The sequence below is a fragment of the Floricoccus penangensis genome, from assembly GCF_001832885.1.
Taxonomy (GTDB): Bacteria; Bacillota; Bacilli; order Lactobacillales; family Streptococcaceae; genus Floricoccus; species Floricoccus penangensis.
In genome coordinates this window covers 126,806-143,422 of the sequence record NZ_MKIQ01000027.1, presented here as the reverse complement: position 1 = coordinate 143,422, position 16,617 = coordinate 126,806, and the positions used below count along the sequence as shown (strand labels likewise).

The following is a 16,617-nucleotide window of genomic DNA, read 5'->3' as shown; positions in this document are numbered from 1 at the left end:
TATTAACGAATTAATAATAAAAGGAGGAATCCTTTCCTCCTTTTATCTTATAAACTTTGTTCCCTAAGTTTTTCTAACCTTCTTTGACGTTTTCTAGTTAGGTCACGTGCGGCACCTCTAGGTAAAATATCTTCAGGTAAGACATGGCTTTCAGACGTTTTTCCATCAAATGATTCTAAATATGAAATAACTTCTCTGACAACTGCTGTCGGTGTAGATGCACCTGCCGTTACCGCAATCTTTTCGACTCCAACAAGCCATTCCGGTTTAATTTCACTTACATCAGCAACACGGTATGATTTAACACCTGCCTGTTCTTCTGAGACTTGAGCAAGTCGATTACTATTATTACTTTTGGGATCACCAACTACAATCGTTAGATCACAACCTACTGCTTGTTCCGCTACTGCTTGCTGTCTTTCATTTGTTGCCTGGCAAATATCACTATGAATTTCTGCATGTGGGTATTTATCCAAGACAGCATCCATTATATCACCAACATCCCACATACTCATAGTTGTCTGGTTGGTTACAAATATTTTTCCATCTATATCCAATTTTTCTACATCATCAATATTTGAAATCAAATATATATTTTCTGGGTCAATACCAAGCACACCCTCGGGTTCGGGATGTCCTTTTTTCCCAATATAAATCACCGTATTTCCATCAGTAATTTTTTTCCTAACTATTTCATGTGTTATTAGTACATCTGGACACGATGCATCAATCGTAATAAGTCCTTTTTCCTGAGCTTTTATTCGAACTTGATCACTCACTCCATGTGCCGTAAAAATAACAGTACCACTATCAATTTTATCAAGTATTTCAAGGCGGTTTTCACCATCTATTGTTTCTATTCCAACGCTTTCGAAAGCTTCTGTTACGTGTGCATTATGAACAATCATACCTAATATATATATAGGCCTTGGAAGGCTCTCATCCATGGCAACATTTTTCGCAATAACCATAGCATCAATTACACCATAACAATATCCCATAGGCGTTATATGCTTTATTTTCATGATAACCTCCAACTTTTGTTTCAAAAGTATATTCTAACCATTATTTTAGCAAAATACAAGAAATTTTACTTCTTTTTTAGAAAAAAATAAACCCTTTCTAAGTATAGGATTTATATTTTCTATATTAAATCATTTCAGTCTCTAATTCGGCTTTGAATGCATTTTGCTCTGACAACTCAACCATCTCTCTTCTTTTCTCATCGGCACTGATATTTAATACGAAACCAATACCAATGGAAAGTATTAAGAGACTATTTCCTCCCTGAGAAAGGAATGGGAAAGTTACTCCAGTTTCAGGAATTAATCCTGAAAGTCCTCCAATATTTACAAAAACCTGCATTAAGAACAGTCCTGCAACACCAATACACATAATTGAATTAAACGGATCTTTTGCCTTTATCCCAACCACCATAATTCTTAAAATTAAGAAAAATAGCAAAGCAAGAATGAGTAAGGACATGATTAGTCCAAGTTCTTCGATAACAATAGAAAACACAAAGTCAGTATGTGCTTCAGGAAGATAGCCTTTCTTCTGAATACTATTACCAAGGCCTCGACCAAACCATCCACCATTACTAATGGCATAGTAACTGTTTGCCATTTGATGCCCGTCTCCAGTTACATCGGTAAACGGATTAATATAAGCTACAAATCGCTTATTTATATAGTTAAAACGTGAAAGTGGTCCACCAAAAATTTTTCCACCAGTTACGTTGATAATTAAATCAAGTACAATAAATACTATCGCTCCAACACCCACAGCAGTATTGAACCAACCCCGACTAACCCCACTTGAAAAAATCATTATTGCTACTACACCAAGAATAATCAATAAATTACCCAAATCTGGCATTGCAGCAACTAATGCGGCAGAAATAATAAATTGACCACTCCAACCATAGAAGGAACCCTGCAAATCATTTTGTCTGATTCTATCTTGATTTTTTGCAAGCGCTGCTGCAAGTTGCCAAATAATTAAGATTTTCAAGTACTCTACTGGTTGAACTGTAAAGCTACCAATTCCAATCCAACCATGTGCTCCATTTCTTGTAGGTGCTAAGAATCGAGCAACAAATAAAAGACCTATTTCCATCCACATTATCCACTTTATCAGTCTTCGATTTCTAAGAAAACTCAGCTTCATATGGTATAGGATCCAAATAACTATCAAACTTAAAATCCAAAAAATTGTTTGATTTTTAACATAACCCATAGGATTTTCGTTTAATTCTATCTGAATTGGTGTCGTTGTTGAATAAACTATTACCAATCCTAAAACAGATAATACTAAATACGGAATTAAAATAGTATAATCAAGAAAATTTATTTTTTTTAGTACGGTTTTCATATTAACCTCAAATTATATTTCATAGTAAAATTGCTAAATACCATTTTAACATTTTTTAAAGTCAATATAAAGGTAAGTTTTTTACAATTTTATTATCAAAAATATAAAAAAAGTTCATTAAATAAATAATGAACCAAATTTTTATAATATTACTCATGATCAATTTCTACTAATAACGCTTTGAATTTTTTTTATTTTTCTCCTGGAAACATAGCACTCACAACCATTAATGAATTTAATGCTCAAATTACTTTTATTCAATTCAATAGCATTGGACAGATTTACAAGAAATGATTTATGACTCCTAATTAATTGATCGTATTTTTCTTCAATCTCAGATAATCTTCCATAAAATTCAAATTTATTCGTGCTTGTAGTCAATATCAGCCTATGTGGTTGTGGTGAAGTTTCAAAATAAAGTATCTCATCGAGAGGAACACATATATCCTTAAATTTTGTACTTATAAATATCATATCACTACTATCTTTAATATTTTGATTACTCATAAACTTATCCTTTATATAATTAAACTAGTACTAAATAACAAACATTATTATTTAGCCTTTGATTTCACAATTGAAAATTTAGGTAATATATAAATAGACACAATTATTGAAGCTAGTATTATTAGAAAAGTAATCAACAAATATATTGGTTCTGTCATTCCACCAAATTCTGCAGAAAATCCTTCCATTGATATGTCATGAGATAAAATTGCAACTGGTATAAATAAAGGTACCAATAATTTTAAAGGTGCAAGAATTATTGCCACTAACAGAATTACAGTTATGTACTTCCAAGCTATATATCTGCTTACAATTGAGTTTATGCAAGTAAATAGATTCTCATAGCTGAATATCAAAAGCATTTGAAGAATAAATAGAAGAAAGAAATCAATTTTCAATATATTATACCCAGGTTGAAAGATTAGGATAAAAACTGCTGGTACAAAGTACAAAAATACTAGCGAATCAATCAGATATCCAATCATGGACCCTGTAACTAAATCAAAAATTTTGAAATTTGTTAATCGATATTTTTCAACGGTCAGTAGATTTCTCTGATTCTTTGAAATTCTTACAAGCACTACAATAATATAGATAACTAATATCATTATAAAGGTATATATTAACAGCATTTCCTTAAACTCATCAAAAGATTGTCCATTAAGGTCTCCTGCATTTTCAATCGTTAGATACCGATTAATTAAATATGAAATAGCAAATTCCATTACTAAAAAAATTAATGCTATCAAGGATAAATCTGTCTTATTATCAGTTACAATATTTTTTATTACTTTAAGCATCTATATCTCCCCCTTTTTCGTAATAAACTTCCTTAAAATAATCATTAGCGGTCATTCCACTTTCCAAAAGGTCTTCTGTATTTTCATGACCAACTACCGTCTGTCTATCAATTACCACTATCTCATCTAGTATAGGAAATATTTCATCAATATGATGACTAGAAATTATGACTGTTGATTCTTCATTAAACCAGCTCATCAAAGCTTTGATTATGCTTTCACGGGCAAAAATATCAATCCCACTAAGCGGTTCATCTAATAGATACAAGTTAACTTTTCTTGCCATTGTAAACATGATAATGGCTTTTTCTTTTGTACCCTTAGACATTTGAGAAATTTTCAAATTTAAATCCAGCTTCAAAAACTGTCTTAGCTCTTCAGCTTTTTTCTCATCATAATTCTCATACCATTTTTTATAGAATTTCATCAAGTCTTTAATCTTCATTGACTTAGAAAATCCATCCAAATCTGAAATATATGAAACATATTCATTAGTCAATTGATTCCTCTTTTCACCATGAAGATAAATTTCACCCGAATTTATTGGTAAACAATTAGCAATCAAAGAGATTAGTGTCGTTTTTCCTGAGGCATTTTCTCCCATTAACCCTACAATTTTACCTGAATCTAAGCAAAGATTTACATCACGCAAAATTGTTTTTCTATCTCTTTTGAATGTTAGATCATTTATTTTTAATATTTCAGTCATCTCTTATTCCCCCTTGAAATATTCTTCAACCAAACTTGTAGTTTCCTCTAAGTCAAAGCCTAGTGATTTAATTGTTTTCGTAAAATTTTCAACTAAATCTTTTACCTCTTCTTTTTTCATATTTTTTATTATCCCCTCATCATCAGTTACAAATCTTCCAAGTCCACGCTTACTTTTTAAAATATTTTCTCGTTCTAACTCACTTAATGCATGTTGAACTGTATTAGGATTAACACTAAGTTCAACTGCCAATTCCCTTACTGAAGGGATTTTTTCGTCTTTTTCTAGTTTACCAGCAACTATATCATGTTTGATATATTCCATAATCTGCTGATATATAGGACTATTTTTTGTAAATTCTATGATCTTTTCCTCCTCTACTAGTGTTCTAGATAAATAATACACCGATACTTAATTTATGTCAACAATTAATATAAAAAAATAAAATAAAAAAAGCATGGAAGATTTCCACACTTAATTAAATTATATTTTTTCTAAGAACTATAAAAATAGCTAGACTTCTTCATGCATAGTAACTTTACGTTCTTTAGGACAATATTTCAATACTCTTACCTTATCCGGATGAGTTGATTTATTCTTACTGCTTATATAATTTTTGCTTTTGCACTCCGTACAACGCAAATTTATTTTAACCCGCATTAGTTATATCCTTTACTTTCAAATATTTTTTAAAACTAATCAATACAACTAAGAGATTTATCAATATTGTGACACTAGTTATAATGAATACTTGTGAATAACCACCTAAGTATGCTACAAGACTTCCAAGCATTGGACCTGCAACTTGACCAAAGTAATTGAAGGCTTGATTAAAGCTGAATATTCTTCCAATTCCTTCTGACGGAGTTATCTTAGTAAGTAGTGAGTTTACACTTGGTAGAATTGCCCCCGTACCGAATCCAAGAAGGAATCTTAAAATTCCAAGTTGAAGTGGTGTTGTTGCAAAAGCCATCGGGAAAACTGTAGCAAAACTATAGATTAATCCTGCAATCATCAACCTATGACTACCAATCTTATCACCAATTCTTCCTAACCAACTTGAGGACATTATTGCACTAAGACCTGGGGCTGAAACGATTAGACCTGCAATAAACATAAGATTTGCTGAGTTTCCCGATAATTCCCTAATATAAAGGGTCATAATTGGTACCACACTTTGGAAAGCAACCGGAACTAAGAAACTTGTCAAAAATAGAGCAAATAAAATTGATTTATTTGGAATTTCATCTAAGACTTCTTTAGTTGACATAAGTTGTTCTGAGCTTACTGGTTTAAAATTCTCTTTGACTAAGGCAACCGTCAAAATAGTAACTATGAGTAAAAATACACTTGATATTAGGAATACTTCCCTCATACCAAACAATTGTGCAAGAGTACCACCAAGTGTTGGTCCAATCAAACTTCCAGCTACTGCACCCGTAGATAAGGTTCCAAGAGCATAACCACTCTTTTCTTTTGGTACCTGACTTGCAATTAGGGCTATGGAGTTCGGAATATATCCTGAAAATAATCCATTTAATAGACGCATAGCAAGTAACCACCAAACATTTGGTACAAATGCAAGAGCTGCCATGGTAAAGGTCATAACAAAGCTTGCACGGACAAGCATAACCTTCCTACCTTTTTGGTCAGCAAGTCTCCCCCATACTGGGGCAATAAGACCACTAGCTAAAGGTGAGATACTGACCGCAATACCAGACATTAATTCTAGAGATCCTCTTGAGACTCCTAACTCCTCAATATATAGAGATATAAAAGGCATGACAAGCGAAATACTTGCTGCCGTAAAAAATGACCCTAACCAGGTCACATAAAGATTTTTCTTCCAGTATAAACTACTGTCTTCTTCAGAAATTGTCACCACTCCCTTTCAAAAGTTTTTTAATTTGTTCTTTTGTATTTTCAATACTTGTAGAATTATCAATAATTTTATCTGTCAAAAGTTTCTTTTCCTCAATTGACATCTGACTTTCTATTCTACTCCTTGCTTGCTCATCTGACAAGTCATTTCGAGTCATTAATCTCTTTAATTGAATTTCAAAAGGAACATAGACTAACCAAACCTCATCAAAATAAGTGAAATTCCCTTCAAAAAGTAAAGGAATATCCATAAATACTATCCCTTTACCACCATTATTTTTTTGATCAAATGCGACTGCTTGGTTTCTCCTATTCTCCAACTCTTCGTTTATCACTCTGTTTTGAATGTCTGAAAGTTTAGCCAGATTTTCTGGATTCGAGAACACAAAATCAGATAATTTTTTACGGTTTATACTTTTATCATCGTTAAAAAAAGCAGGACCAAAATTTTCATTTATTGCATTATAAAGAGATTGCCCTGGTTCTTGCAGCTCATGTACCATCTCGTCAGCATCAATTACCTGATAGCCATTTTCCTTTAAAAAATTACTTACCGTAGACTTGCCTGTCGCAATACCACCTGTAATTCCGATAACTTTTGTCATAATAAGCTCCTATTTAGTTCTTTTAGGTTGGCACTTTGGACAAAAATGGGTACCACGACCTGACACCTTCATCTTTTCAATAGTAGTTCCACATCTTGGACAAGGTGTTCCCTGTTTTCCATAAACTTTTAAGTGATTTTGAAATTTTCCTTCTTCACCTAAAGCATTTTTATAGGTCCTAATGCTACTTCCACCAAGTTCAACAGATTGCTGTAAAACCTCAATAATTGCATCATGCAATTTTTCAATATTCGCTATAGGAATAATATTAGCAGGATCAGCTGGATAAATTTTTGCTCGCCACAATACCTCATCAACATAGATGTTCCCCAACCCTGCAACAAGAGACTGATCTAAAAGATAGGGTTTAATTATTTTTTTTGATTTATGCAGTGACTTATAAAATTCCTTACTGTCAAAATCTTCAAAAGTAGGTTCAGGTCCTATTTTTTTCCTAGAAAAATAATCATCTAGTTCTGACTCTTTCATGAGCTCCATAGTTCCAAACTTTCTTACATCTTGATAAACGAGTGTAGAACCATCTTCAAAGTTGAAGAATATGTGATAATGTTTGTTCTCTGGAATTTCATCTTGATAGAGATTGTATTTACCTTCCATTCGCAAATGACTTACAAATACATCCTCATCTAATTTAAAAATTAAATATTTTCCACGGCGTTCTACTGAATTAATAGTCTGATTTTTCAAGGCTTTTTCAAACTCCTCAGCTCCAGTTAGAACCATGCGAGGATATCTCGCTTCAACTGAGGAAATCTTTTTACCCTTAACGAGATTTGTAAGACCACGCCTTACATTTTCAACTTCTGGTAATTCAGGCATTATATATCTTCTTTCTTTACTTTTCTTGGATGTTATATGTTCTAATTTTAACATAAAATAAAAGCATAAAGTATATTCATGCTTTTACTTATAATAAAAATTAATCTTCTATTCCTAATAATCTTCTTGAGTAGATAACTTGTCCTGAATGCATGTCCAAATCATCAATAATTGAAACTAATCTCGCTCCTCTTGTAACTGGCGGATTCCAATTTTTATCCACTATATCATCAAGCTGATTTTCATTTATTGATTTTAAATATTCTTTAGTTAGATTTGCTGCATCTTCTAAATATCCTCTTAATAAATCAACATCTGAGACTTTAACTTTTGCTGCTTGCTCAGGTGTATGATGCCAATCTTCAGTATTATCAGGAAGATCTAAATTAAATTTTCCCTTCCATCCATTTGCTAGCCATAATGGATTTGTACCTTTTAATTCAGAAATTTGATAGTCCATTTCTCTTGCAGTGTGCCATGAAAGCCATGCTACTGATTTAATACTAGGCGCGATATTTTTGGCTGGGAAATCATTTACTTGCTCAGCAGTTAAACCTTCTAATACACTCAAAAACCTTTCATGTCCTCTGTCTACAGCTTCAACAATCATGTCTAAATATTCCATAAGCCACCTCTTTTCTAATTATATTCTATCAAATTAAAAACCAAAGATATAATAATTAATATTTTTTTTAAAAGAAAAAATGACTTCAAATAGAAGCCATCTAATCATTAATAATCATCTTTACGATAACCAAAGTCTTGAAGATCAAAACGTTTATCACGCCAGTCTTTCTTAACTTTAACCCATAGTTCTAGGTAAACTTTTTCACCTAGCATTGCTTCGATATCTTTACGGGCAAGTGTTCCAATTTTTTTAAGCATTGACCCACCTTTACCGATAATGATACCTTTTTGACTCGCACGTTCTACAACGATAGTCGCCATAATATGCATTTTACCAGTGTCCTCATCTCGCTTCATAGAATCTGTAACAACTGCTACTGAATGCGGTACTTCTTCACGAGTGAGTTGAAGCACTTTTTCACGAATCATTTCACTAACTAAAAAGCGTTCTGGGTGATCTGTTATTACATCTTCAGGGAAATACTGTGGTCCTTCATCTATATGTTCAACTAAAGTATCAACTAAATGGCTAGTATTATTTCCTTGAAGGGCAGAAATTGGTACAACTTCTTCAAAATCCATTTGTGAAGAGTAGTCTTCAATGACTGCTAATAAATCGTCTGGACGAACTTTATCAATTTTGTTGATTACTAGAAAAACTGGAACGCTTGCATTCTTAAGTCTTTCAATAATCATATCATCACCTTTACCACGTGCCTCATCAGCTGCAACCATAAAGATAATTGCATCTACTTCACGTATAGCGCTATAGGCTGCTTCGACCATATAATCGCCAAGAGCTGTTTTAGGTTTATGAATACCTGGTGTATCAACAAATACGATTTGTTCGTTCTCAGTTGTATAAACACCTTGAATTTTATTTCTTGTTGTTTGAGCTTTATCACTCATGATAGCAATTTTTTGTCCCATAACATGATTAAGAAAAGTTGATTTCCCTACATTTGGACGTCCGACAATTGCTACAAAGCCTGATTTAAATGCCATAGTTCTTCTTTCTATTTTTATATTATCTACTAAATCTAAAATAATTGCAGCAATAGTTCAAATATTTTTGGTAGGAAGACAAATAATCCTACAATAACTGCGAATCCCGATAAAACTAATACTGCTCCTGCAGCCATATCTTTTGCTTTCTTAGCAAGAAGATGGAAATGATAATCACTTGCTAAATCAACTACATTTTCAATTGCTGAATTTATTAATTCAGCAGCTATCACCAAAAAAACACTTAGTAATACGAAAAGCCAGTCAAATTTTGAAATTCTAAAAATTAAGCCAGCAAATATAACTGCGATAGTAGTTAAAAGATGGTTTCGCAAATTTCTCTCTTCTTTATATGCTGTTTTAATACCCGATAAAGCAAACTCTAAAGAATTGATGAAAGTTATATTTTTCCAGCGCCTATTATCTCTTGAGGCCATAGGCCGTTAATATTTCTTCCTGAAGACCAAACATTTCTTTTTCTTCTTCAGGAGTATAATGGTCGTAACCATTTATATGCAAGAAGCCATGAACTGCTAGAAAACCCATCTCACGTTCAAAACTATGTCCATATTCTTCTGCTTGCTCATGAGCTTTATCAACTGATATGTAAAGCTCTCCAATATATGAATCAAATTCATTCATTAATTCTGAAGCATCAAATCCTTCAAAATCAATATCTTCATCAAAAGATATTTCTTCTGGTTTATACTCTAAACTTACAACATCTGTAGGTGCATCTTTATCTCTGTAATATAGATTAATTTCTTGAATTTTTTCATTATCAACAAAAGTAATCATCATCTCTTTTTCACTAGATAAGTTTAATTTCTGAGCAGCTGTCCCCAGTAATTTCACAATATCTTCTTGCATGTCTTTTGAAACTTCACCCGTTTCATCGTGCATTTCTACATACATTTTCATTTTCTCACTATCTCATCTAATTTTGATTTTATCATTTGTTTGAGTTGACCATACTTTTCTTCAGAATAAAGAGTCTCTTCATTTGACCAATTTGATTTATCATAGGTCCAAACAGGCATTTTCTGTCTTTCCTTATCTTCCCATATGTATCTTGGAAAAATATGAGCATGTAAAAATTTATCTGTATTACCTAAAATATCGTAATTAACCCTAGAAGGATTACAAACTTTTATGATTGCATCACCTACCAAACTCATATCTTGAAGAAACTGTGTCCTCTCCTCAAGTTCTAAATCATTCAAACTTGAGACTTCATGTTTTGGAAGTAAAACACAATAGCCTGGTAAAAATTGTACATCACCAAAAACTGCATAACCAGCATTTGTTTCTAAAATCAACATTGGATTTGTACCATTTTGTGCTGATAGTATTCTATCTTCCCACCATTCCATTTTATTTAATCCTCACGTGATTCTTCATATGCCTCAATAATTCTTGCAACTACTGGATGACGTACAACATCTTTAGCAGTAAAATAAACAAAATCAATCGCTTTGATATTTTTTAATTTATGTTCGGCATCTATTAAACCACTCTTAGCGTTACGTGGAAGATCAATTTGACTGACATCACCATTAACTATCATCTTAGAATTAAAGCCAAGACGTGTTAAAAACATTTTCATCTGCATAACAGTGGTATTTTGCGCTTCATCTAAAATAACAAAAGCATCATCTAACGTACGTCCTCTCATATACGCAAGTGGAGCAATTTCAATTGTGCCACGATCCATCATACGAGTAGTTGTCTCTTTACCTAAAACTTGATATAAAGCATCATATACTGGACGCAAATATGGATCTACTTTTTCCTGTAAATCACCAGGAAGAAAGCCTAAATTCTCTCCTGCTTCTACTGCCGGACGAGTTAAGATAATTCGTTTTACATGACCACGCTTTAAAGCTTGTACTGCAAGAACTACTGCAAGAAATGTTTTACCAGTTCCTGCAGGACCAATACCAAATGTTATATCATGATTTTTTACAGCCTCAACATAGATTTTCTGTCCAATATTTTTAACACGGATAGCTTTTCCTTGTGAGTCACGAATAATCTCCTCTTCATATAAAGAAACGAAATTATTAATCTCACCATTTTTTGCCATGGTGTAGGCGGTAATGATATCAGGTGTATGAACTTGCATACCACGTCTTACTAAAACAAGCAAGGCGTCAATTGCAAGTCGAACATTTTCAACATCTTTAGCTTGTCCAATAATTTGAATTTTTTCACTGCGATAATGTATCTTCACACTTGCAGCATCTTCAAGATATTTAAGATGTTTATCATGTGCACCTGATAAAACTTCTCCTTCATCAGGATGATTTAGGATGATTTCATAAGAAACTTCTTCCAAATTTTCACCTCTAATATTTATTATATTAATTATTTTTTTCTTGATTTTTTTCTTTTGCTAATTTCTCTCGTTCAATACGAAATTTTCTGTTGGGATTGTATTTATTGAAAAGTTCTTCAATTTTTTCTTTTGTCCAAGCATCACTACTTGCTACAAAATTCCCATCCTTATCTCTATTTGAAATAATTTTAAAACCCATATTAACCTCTTTAAAATACTCTTATCAATCAACAAATTCGAATACAAAATTACCAATTCGAACTATATCACCGTCACGAGCTCCTCTTTCTCGTAGAGCCTCATCGACTCCCAAACCACGTAATTGACGTGCGAACTTCATAGCTGATTCATCATGGTCAAGATTTGTCATATTAAATAATTTTTCAAGTTTTTCACCTGATAAAATCCATGAAGCATCATCATCACGCGCAATTTCAAATCCTGGTCCTTCTTCATTGAAGCCATAGTATGCTTCTTCTGCTTCTTGAAGAAATTCTTCTTCATCATATACAGGAAATTCTGGTGTTGTTTCTAATAGTTCTGCTGTGGCTTCAAGCATTGGTTGCAATCCTTGACGTGTAATACCACTAACAGGGAAAATTAAAGGTTTATCTTCAAACTCATCGTAATTTGCATAAAGTTTTTCCTTAAATTCTTTAAGGTTTTCTTCAGAATCAGGCATATCCATTTTATTTGCCACAATGATTTGTGGACGTTCTAATAGTCTAAGGTTGTATGTTTCTAATTCGTCGTTAATAGCCTTATAGTCTTCGTATGGGTCACGTCCTTCCATACCACTCATATCTATTACGTGTAAAAGAACACGTGTTCTTTCAATATGACGGAGGAATTGTGTACCCAATCCAACACCTTGGCTAGCTCCTTCAATAAGCCCAGGCATATCTGCTACTACGAAACTTTCTCCATCCCCTACACGGACCATTCCGATATTTGGTACGAGAGTTGTAAAGTGGTAAGCACCGATTTTTGGTCTAGCATTTGAAATAACACTTAATAGTGTTGATTTTCCAACTGATGGGAATCCTACTAAACCAACATCAGCTAAGACACGAAGTTCTAATAAAAGACTTCTATCTTGACCTGGTTCACCATTTTCTGCAATTTCTGGTGCAGGATTTCTAGGTGTCGCAAAACGAATATTACCTCGTCCACCACGTCCGCCTTTAGCCGCTACATACTCTTGACCGTTCGTAAGCAAATCAGCAAGGATTTTCCCTGTATCAGGATCTTTTACAGTTGTACCTTGAGGAACTGAAACAATTAAATCAGCCGATCCACGTCCGTGCATCCCCTTATTCATTCCATTTTCACCTGGTTTTGCTTTAAAATTACGGTTATAGCGAAAATCCATAAGGGTTCTTAAGCCTTCATCAACTTTGAAGATGACATTACCACCTTTTCCGCCATCACCACCGGCAGGACCACCATCTGGAACATATTTTTCACGACGGAAGGCAACCATTCCGTTACCACCATTTCCGCCTTTAACATCTACTTTTGCTGTATCTAAAAACATTGACATGTATATTTTTCCTCTAAATCTTATAGTTAACTAATTATAACATAAAAGCTGAAACTTCTCATCTCTTGGGATATAATGACTTTTTATTTATTGTGAAATTAAAAACTTTCCGCTTAATACAGAAAGTTTTTAAATATATTTATTACTTAAATTCCAATTTCATTTTTGACAACTTCCACAATTGTATCAACATAGTGGTCTACTTCTTCATCAGTTGGCGCTTCTGCCATTACTCGAAGTAATGGTTCTGTACCACTTGGACGTACAAGTATACGTCCATTACCAGCCATTTTCTCTTCCATTTGACCAATAATTTCAGCAATAGCAGGAACATCCATTGCTTTTGATTTCATAGAGTTTTCAACTCGAACATTAACAAGTTTTTGTGGGTAAATCTTAACCTCTCCAGCAAGTTCGCTAAGTGTTTTCCCAGATTCACGCATTACTTTCATTAATTGAATTGCAGAAAGCATACCATCTCCAGTTGTATTATAATCTAGGAAGATCATGTGACCACTTTGTTCTCCTCCGAAATTATAATTATTTTTCTTCATTTCTTCAACAACATAGCGATCTCCTACAGCAGTGATAACACTTGTAATTTTTTTATTGTCTAATGCTTTATGGAAGCCTAGATTACTCATAACAGTAGTTACGACCGTATTTTGGGCAAGCTTTCCTGACTCAGATAAATACTTACCAACAATATACATTATTCTATCACCATCAACAATTTGACCATTTTCGTCAACAGCAATTAAGCGATCTCCGTCACCATCAAAAGCAAGACCTAAATCTGAATTATTTTTAAGCACTTCTTTTGCTAAATTTTCTGGATGAGTTGAACCAACTCCATCATTAATATTTAGACCATCTGGTGTTTCACCGATAACATCAAAATCCGTAGCTAAATCTGAAAATACATCTCGTACACTAGTACTTGTAGCCCCATTTGCTGCGTCAAGAGTTACATTATAATCTTCAAATAATCCATCAGCAGTTGATACAAGAAATTCATTGTACTTGCGAACTGCCTCACTGTAATCATGAGCTTTTCCCAATCCTTTTGCAGAAGGACGAGGTAGTCTATCTTCTTCAGCATCAAGCAATGCTTCAATTTCAAGTTCTTGATCATCTTCAAGCTTAAATCCATCACCACCAAAGAATTTAATACCATTATCTAGGGCAGGATTATGACTTGCTGAAATCATCACACCAGCACTTGCACCTTCTTTTTTAACAAGATAAGCTACACCTGGAGTCGCAATTACTCCAAGCGTGTAAACTTCAATACCAACACTCAAAAGACCTGCTACTAAAGCACTTTCTAACATTTGCCCAGAAATCCTTGTATCTCTAGCAACATATACCTTTGGAGTTCCAGTCTCATGTTGGCTCAACACATAGCCACCGAATCTTCCAAGTTTAAAAGCTAACTCTGGTGTTAATTCAATATTTGCCTCTCCACGAACTCCGTCTGTTCCAAAATATTTTCCCATACTAAACCTCTTCTAATCTATACTTTTCTTCTTATTTTTTTATTGGTGTAACTTTAACTTTTACAACTGATGGTTCTACTAATACATTATCCGCTGATACTGGTATTTCAATCGTCTTTTCTTTTGTAACATCTGTTACGTCAACAGGAAGAGATATTTGTGAAATAGCATTTAAATACGTAGGATCACCAGATATTGTAACATTTTTAGTTTCAATATCAAAATTAAAACCAGAGAATTTACCATCAACTTCTCCTGTTATTTTCCCAACTAAAGGTACTTCCTTTTCAGGTTTTTTTATTTTAACATCGATATTTACTGATTCTGGTTTAATAGTCGCAGGTAATATTTTTCCAGCCTTATCGACTGCCTGCAGAGTAACCTTACCTTTGTAATTATCATCTAAAATAACATCACTAGGAACGGAAGCTTGAACATGGTCAATTTTAGATATTATGTCAGCTCCTGATATAATAGTTGCTTTATCTTTATCTATTGAAACACTTGATAATTTATAACCATCTGGTATTAACTTTTCATCAACTCTAGTGGTAATTGGAAATGTCTTGGAAGATTTCTTTTCAATTGTAATTGTAATTGAGCTAGGATCAACTTGGCCATTAACTCCTGAGGCTAGTTCTTGAATACGAACTGGAACATCCATAGTTCCTTCTTTTGCATTACTTAAATCTGCTATAAGGGTAAAGCTTCTTGTGTCCTTTGACTTTTCAGCATCTAATCTGACTTGATTATAACTTGACAGGTAAACAGTAGCTAAATTATCAAATCCACTAATAAAATATTTATCTGAATCATATTTCACTTGTATAGGGACATCTTGCAGTGTGACACTATATGTCTGCATATTTTGTGTACTTTTTCCACTGTTTTTCAACTGAATAGAGTTAGCATTAAAGAATAATATCAATGCAAAAAGCAAGGAAACTAAAATATAGAATGTCTTACTATAAGAAAAATTTTTTATTTGTCTCATTTTTTAAGCCATCCCTTCTTAATCTTCTCTAAGAAACTATCTTTCTCCTCTGTTTTTTCACCAAGCTCTAAAGTTAAAACCTCATGAAGTTTTTCTTTGGATACTTCTGAATAGAATTCTCCATTTTTTGTAATACTAATACCACCTGTTTCTTCAGAAACAACTAATGTAAGGGCGTCAGTAGCTTCACTCATACCAATGGCTGCTCTATGTCGTGTTCCAAATGCCTTTGGAATACTTGATTTATCCGTTAAAGGTAAATATGCACATGCAGAAATAATTTTATTTCCTTCAACAATTACTGCTCCATCGTGAAGAGGTGTATTTGGAATAAATATATTTATTAATAATTCAGCAGAAATATCTGAATTTAATGGGATTCCCGTGTTAGAAAATTCTTCTAAACTTTGGGTTTTAGCAATTGAAATTAAGGCACCAATTTTTCTTTTAGCCATGTAATCAAGTGCCTTTTCATATGCTTGAACATAGTCTTTTGAATCTACTCTTTTAACTGCCGGTCGTAAAATATTTGTTGTTCTACCAAGTTGCTCTAAAGCTCTCCTAATCTCAGGTTGAAAGATAATAACACCCGCAATTACACCGTATGTAATAACTTGGTTTAGGAGCCAAGTTACTGTTGTAAGACCTAGTATTTCACTTATTATTCTTATTAAAACGAAAAGCAAAACTCCTCTAACAAGGGTAACAACTTTACTACCTTGAACATAACGCATAATTCGGTAAATAAAGTAGGTCACTACCGCAATATCAACAATTGAAATAAACAATCGCCAAGGCGTGAGATTGAGTTGAATTATTTCACTCCAGAATTGCGGATTAAATATTTGATTAATGTCATTCATAATATACTCCGAGATTTCAAATTGATTTATTAA

General features: G+C 33.2%; 21 protein-coding genes. All 21 read right to left on the bottom strand.

Features of this window, described 5'->3' with window-relative positions; all coding sequences use genetic code 11:
• Positions 1-47 precede the first annotated feature (47 nt).
• A complete protein-coding gene (locus BG262_RS05310; protein WP_070787840.1) occupies positions 48-1,025 on the bottom strand; it encodes a 4-hydroxy-3-methylbut-2-enyl diphosphate reductase in 978 nt (325 codons plus the stop codon).
• A gap of 124 nt (positions 1,026-1,149) precedes the next feature.
• Entirely contained in the window at positions 1,150-2,373 is a 1,224-nt protein-coding gene (locus BG262_RS05305; RefSeq protein ID WP_070787839.1) for an FtsW/RodA/SpoVE family cell cycle protein, read from the bottom strand.
• A 159-nt stretch (positions 2,374-2,532) separates the two neighbouring features.
• Positions 2,533-2,880 (bottom strand): LytTR family DNA-binding domain-containing protein, encoded by a 348-nt coding sequence (locus BG262_RS05300; RefSeq protein ID WP_070787838.1) that lies wholly within the window; start codon positions 2,878-2,880, stop codon positions 2,533-2,535.
• A 47-nt stretch (positions 2,881-2,927) separates the two neighbouring features.
• Positions 2,928-3,680, bottom strand: coding sequence for a hypothetical protein (locus BG262_RS05295; RefSeq protein ID WP_070787837.1), 753 nt, complete (start codon positions 3,678-3,680; stop codon positions 2,928-2,930).
• On the bottom strand, positions 3,673-4,389 hold the full coding sequence (locus BG262_RS05290) for an ATP-binding cassette domain-containing protein (protein WP_070787836.1): 717 nt from the start codon (positions 4,387-4,389) through the stop codon (positions 3,673-3,675). The genes BG262_RS05295 and BG262_RS05290 overlap by 8 nt, the downstream gene beginning before the upstream one ends.
• A gap of 3 nt (positions 4,390-4,392) precedes the next feature.
• Positions 4,393-4,713 (bottom strand): GntR family transcriptional regulator, encoded by a 321-nt coding sequence (locus BG262_RS05285; protein ID WP_075201827.1) that lies wholly within the window; start codon positions 4,711-4,713, stop codon positions 4,393-4,395.
• 189 nt (positions 4,714-4,902) lie between these two features.
• Entirely contained in the window at positions 4,903-5,049 is a 147-nt protein-coding gene (gene rpmG, locus BG262_RS10385) for a 50S ribosomal protein L33 (protein WP_075201828.1), read from the bottom strand.
• Complete coding sequence (locus BG262_RS05280) at positions 5,039-6,271, bottom strand: multidrug efflux MFS transporter (RefSeq protein ID WP_276526097.1); 1,233 nt, start codon at positions 6,269-6,271, stop codon at positions 5,039-5,041. Before BG262_RS05280 ends, rpmG begins: the two co-directional genes overlap by 11 nt.
• Positions 6,258-6,875: a dephospho-CoA kinase gene (gene coaE, locus BG262_RS05275; RefSeq protein WP_070787835.1), complete on the bottom strand. Its 618-nt coding sequence runs from the start codon at positions 6,873-6,875 to the stop codon at positions 6,258-6,260. The genes BG262_RS05280 and coaE overlap by 14 nt, the downstream gene beginning before the upstream one ends.
• A gap of 9 nt (positions 6,876-6,884) precedes the next feature.
• Positions 6,885-7,715, bottom strand: coding sequence for a DNA-formamidopyrimidine glycosylase (gene mutM, locus BG262_RS05270; RefSeq protein ID WP_070787834.1), 831 nt, complete (start codon positions 7,713-7,715; stop codon positions 6,885-6,887).
• Positions 7,716-7,815: 100 nt separating this feature from the next.
• Positions 7,816-8,340 carry a DinB family protein gene (locus BG262_RS05265; RefSeq protein ID WP_070787833.1) on the bottom strand — a complete coding sequence of 175 codons (525 nt, stop codon included), beginning with the start codon at positions 8,338-8,340 and terminating at the stop codon, positions 7,816-7,818.
• A gap of 107 nt (positions 8,341-8,447) precedes the next feature.
• A complete protein-coding gene (gene era, locus BG262_RS05260) occupies positions 8,448-9,347 on the bottom strand; it encodes a GTPase Era (protein ID WP_070787832.1) in 900 nt (299 codons plus the stop codon).
• 35 nt (positions 9,348-9,382) lie between these two features.
• Complete coding sequence (locus tag BG262_RS05255) at positions 9,383-9,784, bottom strand: diacylglycerol kinase family protein (RefSeq protein ID WP_070787831.1); 402 nt, start codon at positions 9,782-9,784, stop codon at positions 9,383-9,385.
• The gene (gene ybeY / locus BG262_RS05250) at positions 9,768-10,262 is read right to left on the bottom strand and encodes an rRNA maturation RNase YbeY (protein ID WP_070788076.1); all 495 of its coding nucleotides are present in this window, start codon (positions 10,260-10,262) and stop codon (positions 9,768-9,770) included. Before ybeY ends, BG262_RS05255 begins: the two co-directional genes overlap by 17 nt.
• 2 nt (positions 10,263-10,264) lie before the next feature.
• Positions 10,265-10,720 carry an HIT family protein gene (locus BG262_RS05245; protein ID WP_070787830.1) on the bottom strand — a complete coding sequence of 152 codons (456 nt, stop codon included), beginning with the start codon at positions 10,718-10,720 and terminating at the stop codon, positions 10,265-10,267.
• 5 nt (positions 10,721-10,725) lie between these two features.
• A complete protein-coding gene (locus BG262_RS05240; RefSeq protein ID WP_070787829.1) occupies positions 10,726-11,685 on the bottom strand; it encodes a PhoH family protein in 960 nt (319 codons plus the stop codon).
• 25 nt (positions 11,686-11,710) lie between these two features.
• On the bottom strand, positions 11,711-11,884 hold the full coding sequence (locus BG262_RS10825) for a hypothetical protein (RefSeq protein WP_099098622.1): 174 nt from the start codon (positions 11,882-11,884) through the stop codon (positions 11,711-11,713).
• Between the two features lie 24 nt (positions 11,885-11,908).
• Positions 11,909-13,228: a GTPase ObgE gene (gene obgE / locus BG262_RS05235; protein WP_070787828.1), complete on the bottom strand. Its 1,320-nt coding sequence runs from the start codon at positions 13,226-13,228 to the stop codon at positions 11,909-11,911.
• Positions 13,229-13,374: 146 nt separating this feature from the next.
• A complete protein-coding gene (gene glmM, locus BG262_RS05230; protein WP_070787827.1) occupies positions 13,375-14,727 on the bottom strand; it encodes a phosphoglucosamine mutase in 1,353 nt (450 codons plus the stop codon).
• 31 nt (positions 14,728-14,758) lie between these two features.
• Entirely contained in the window at positions 14,759-15,721 is a 963-nt protein-coding gene (locus BG262_RS05225) for a CdaR family protein (RefSeq protein ID WP_070787826.1), read from the bottom strand.
• On the bottom strand, positions 15,718-16,584 hold the full coding sequence (cdaA, locus tag BG262_RS05220) for a diadenylate cyclase CdaA (protein WP_070787825.1): 867 nt from the start codon (positions 16,582-16,584) through the stop codon (positions 15,718-15,720). The genes BG262_RS05225 and cdaA overlap by 4 nt, the downstream gene beginning before the upstream one ends.
• Positions 16,585-16,617: the final 33 nt, after the last annotated feature.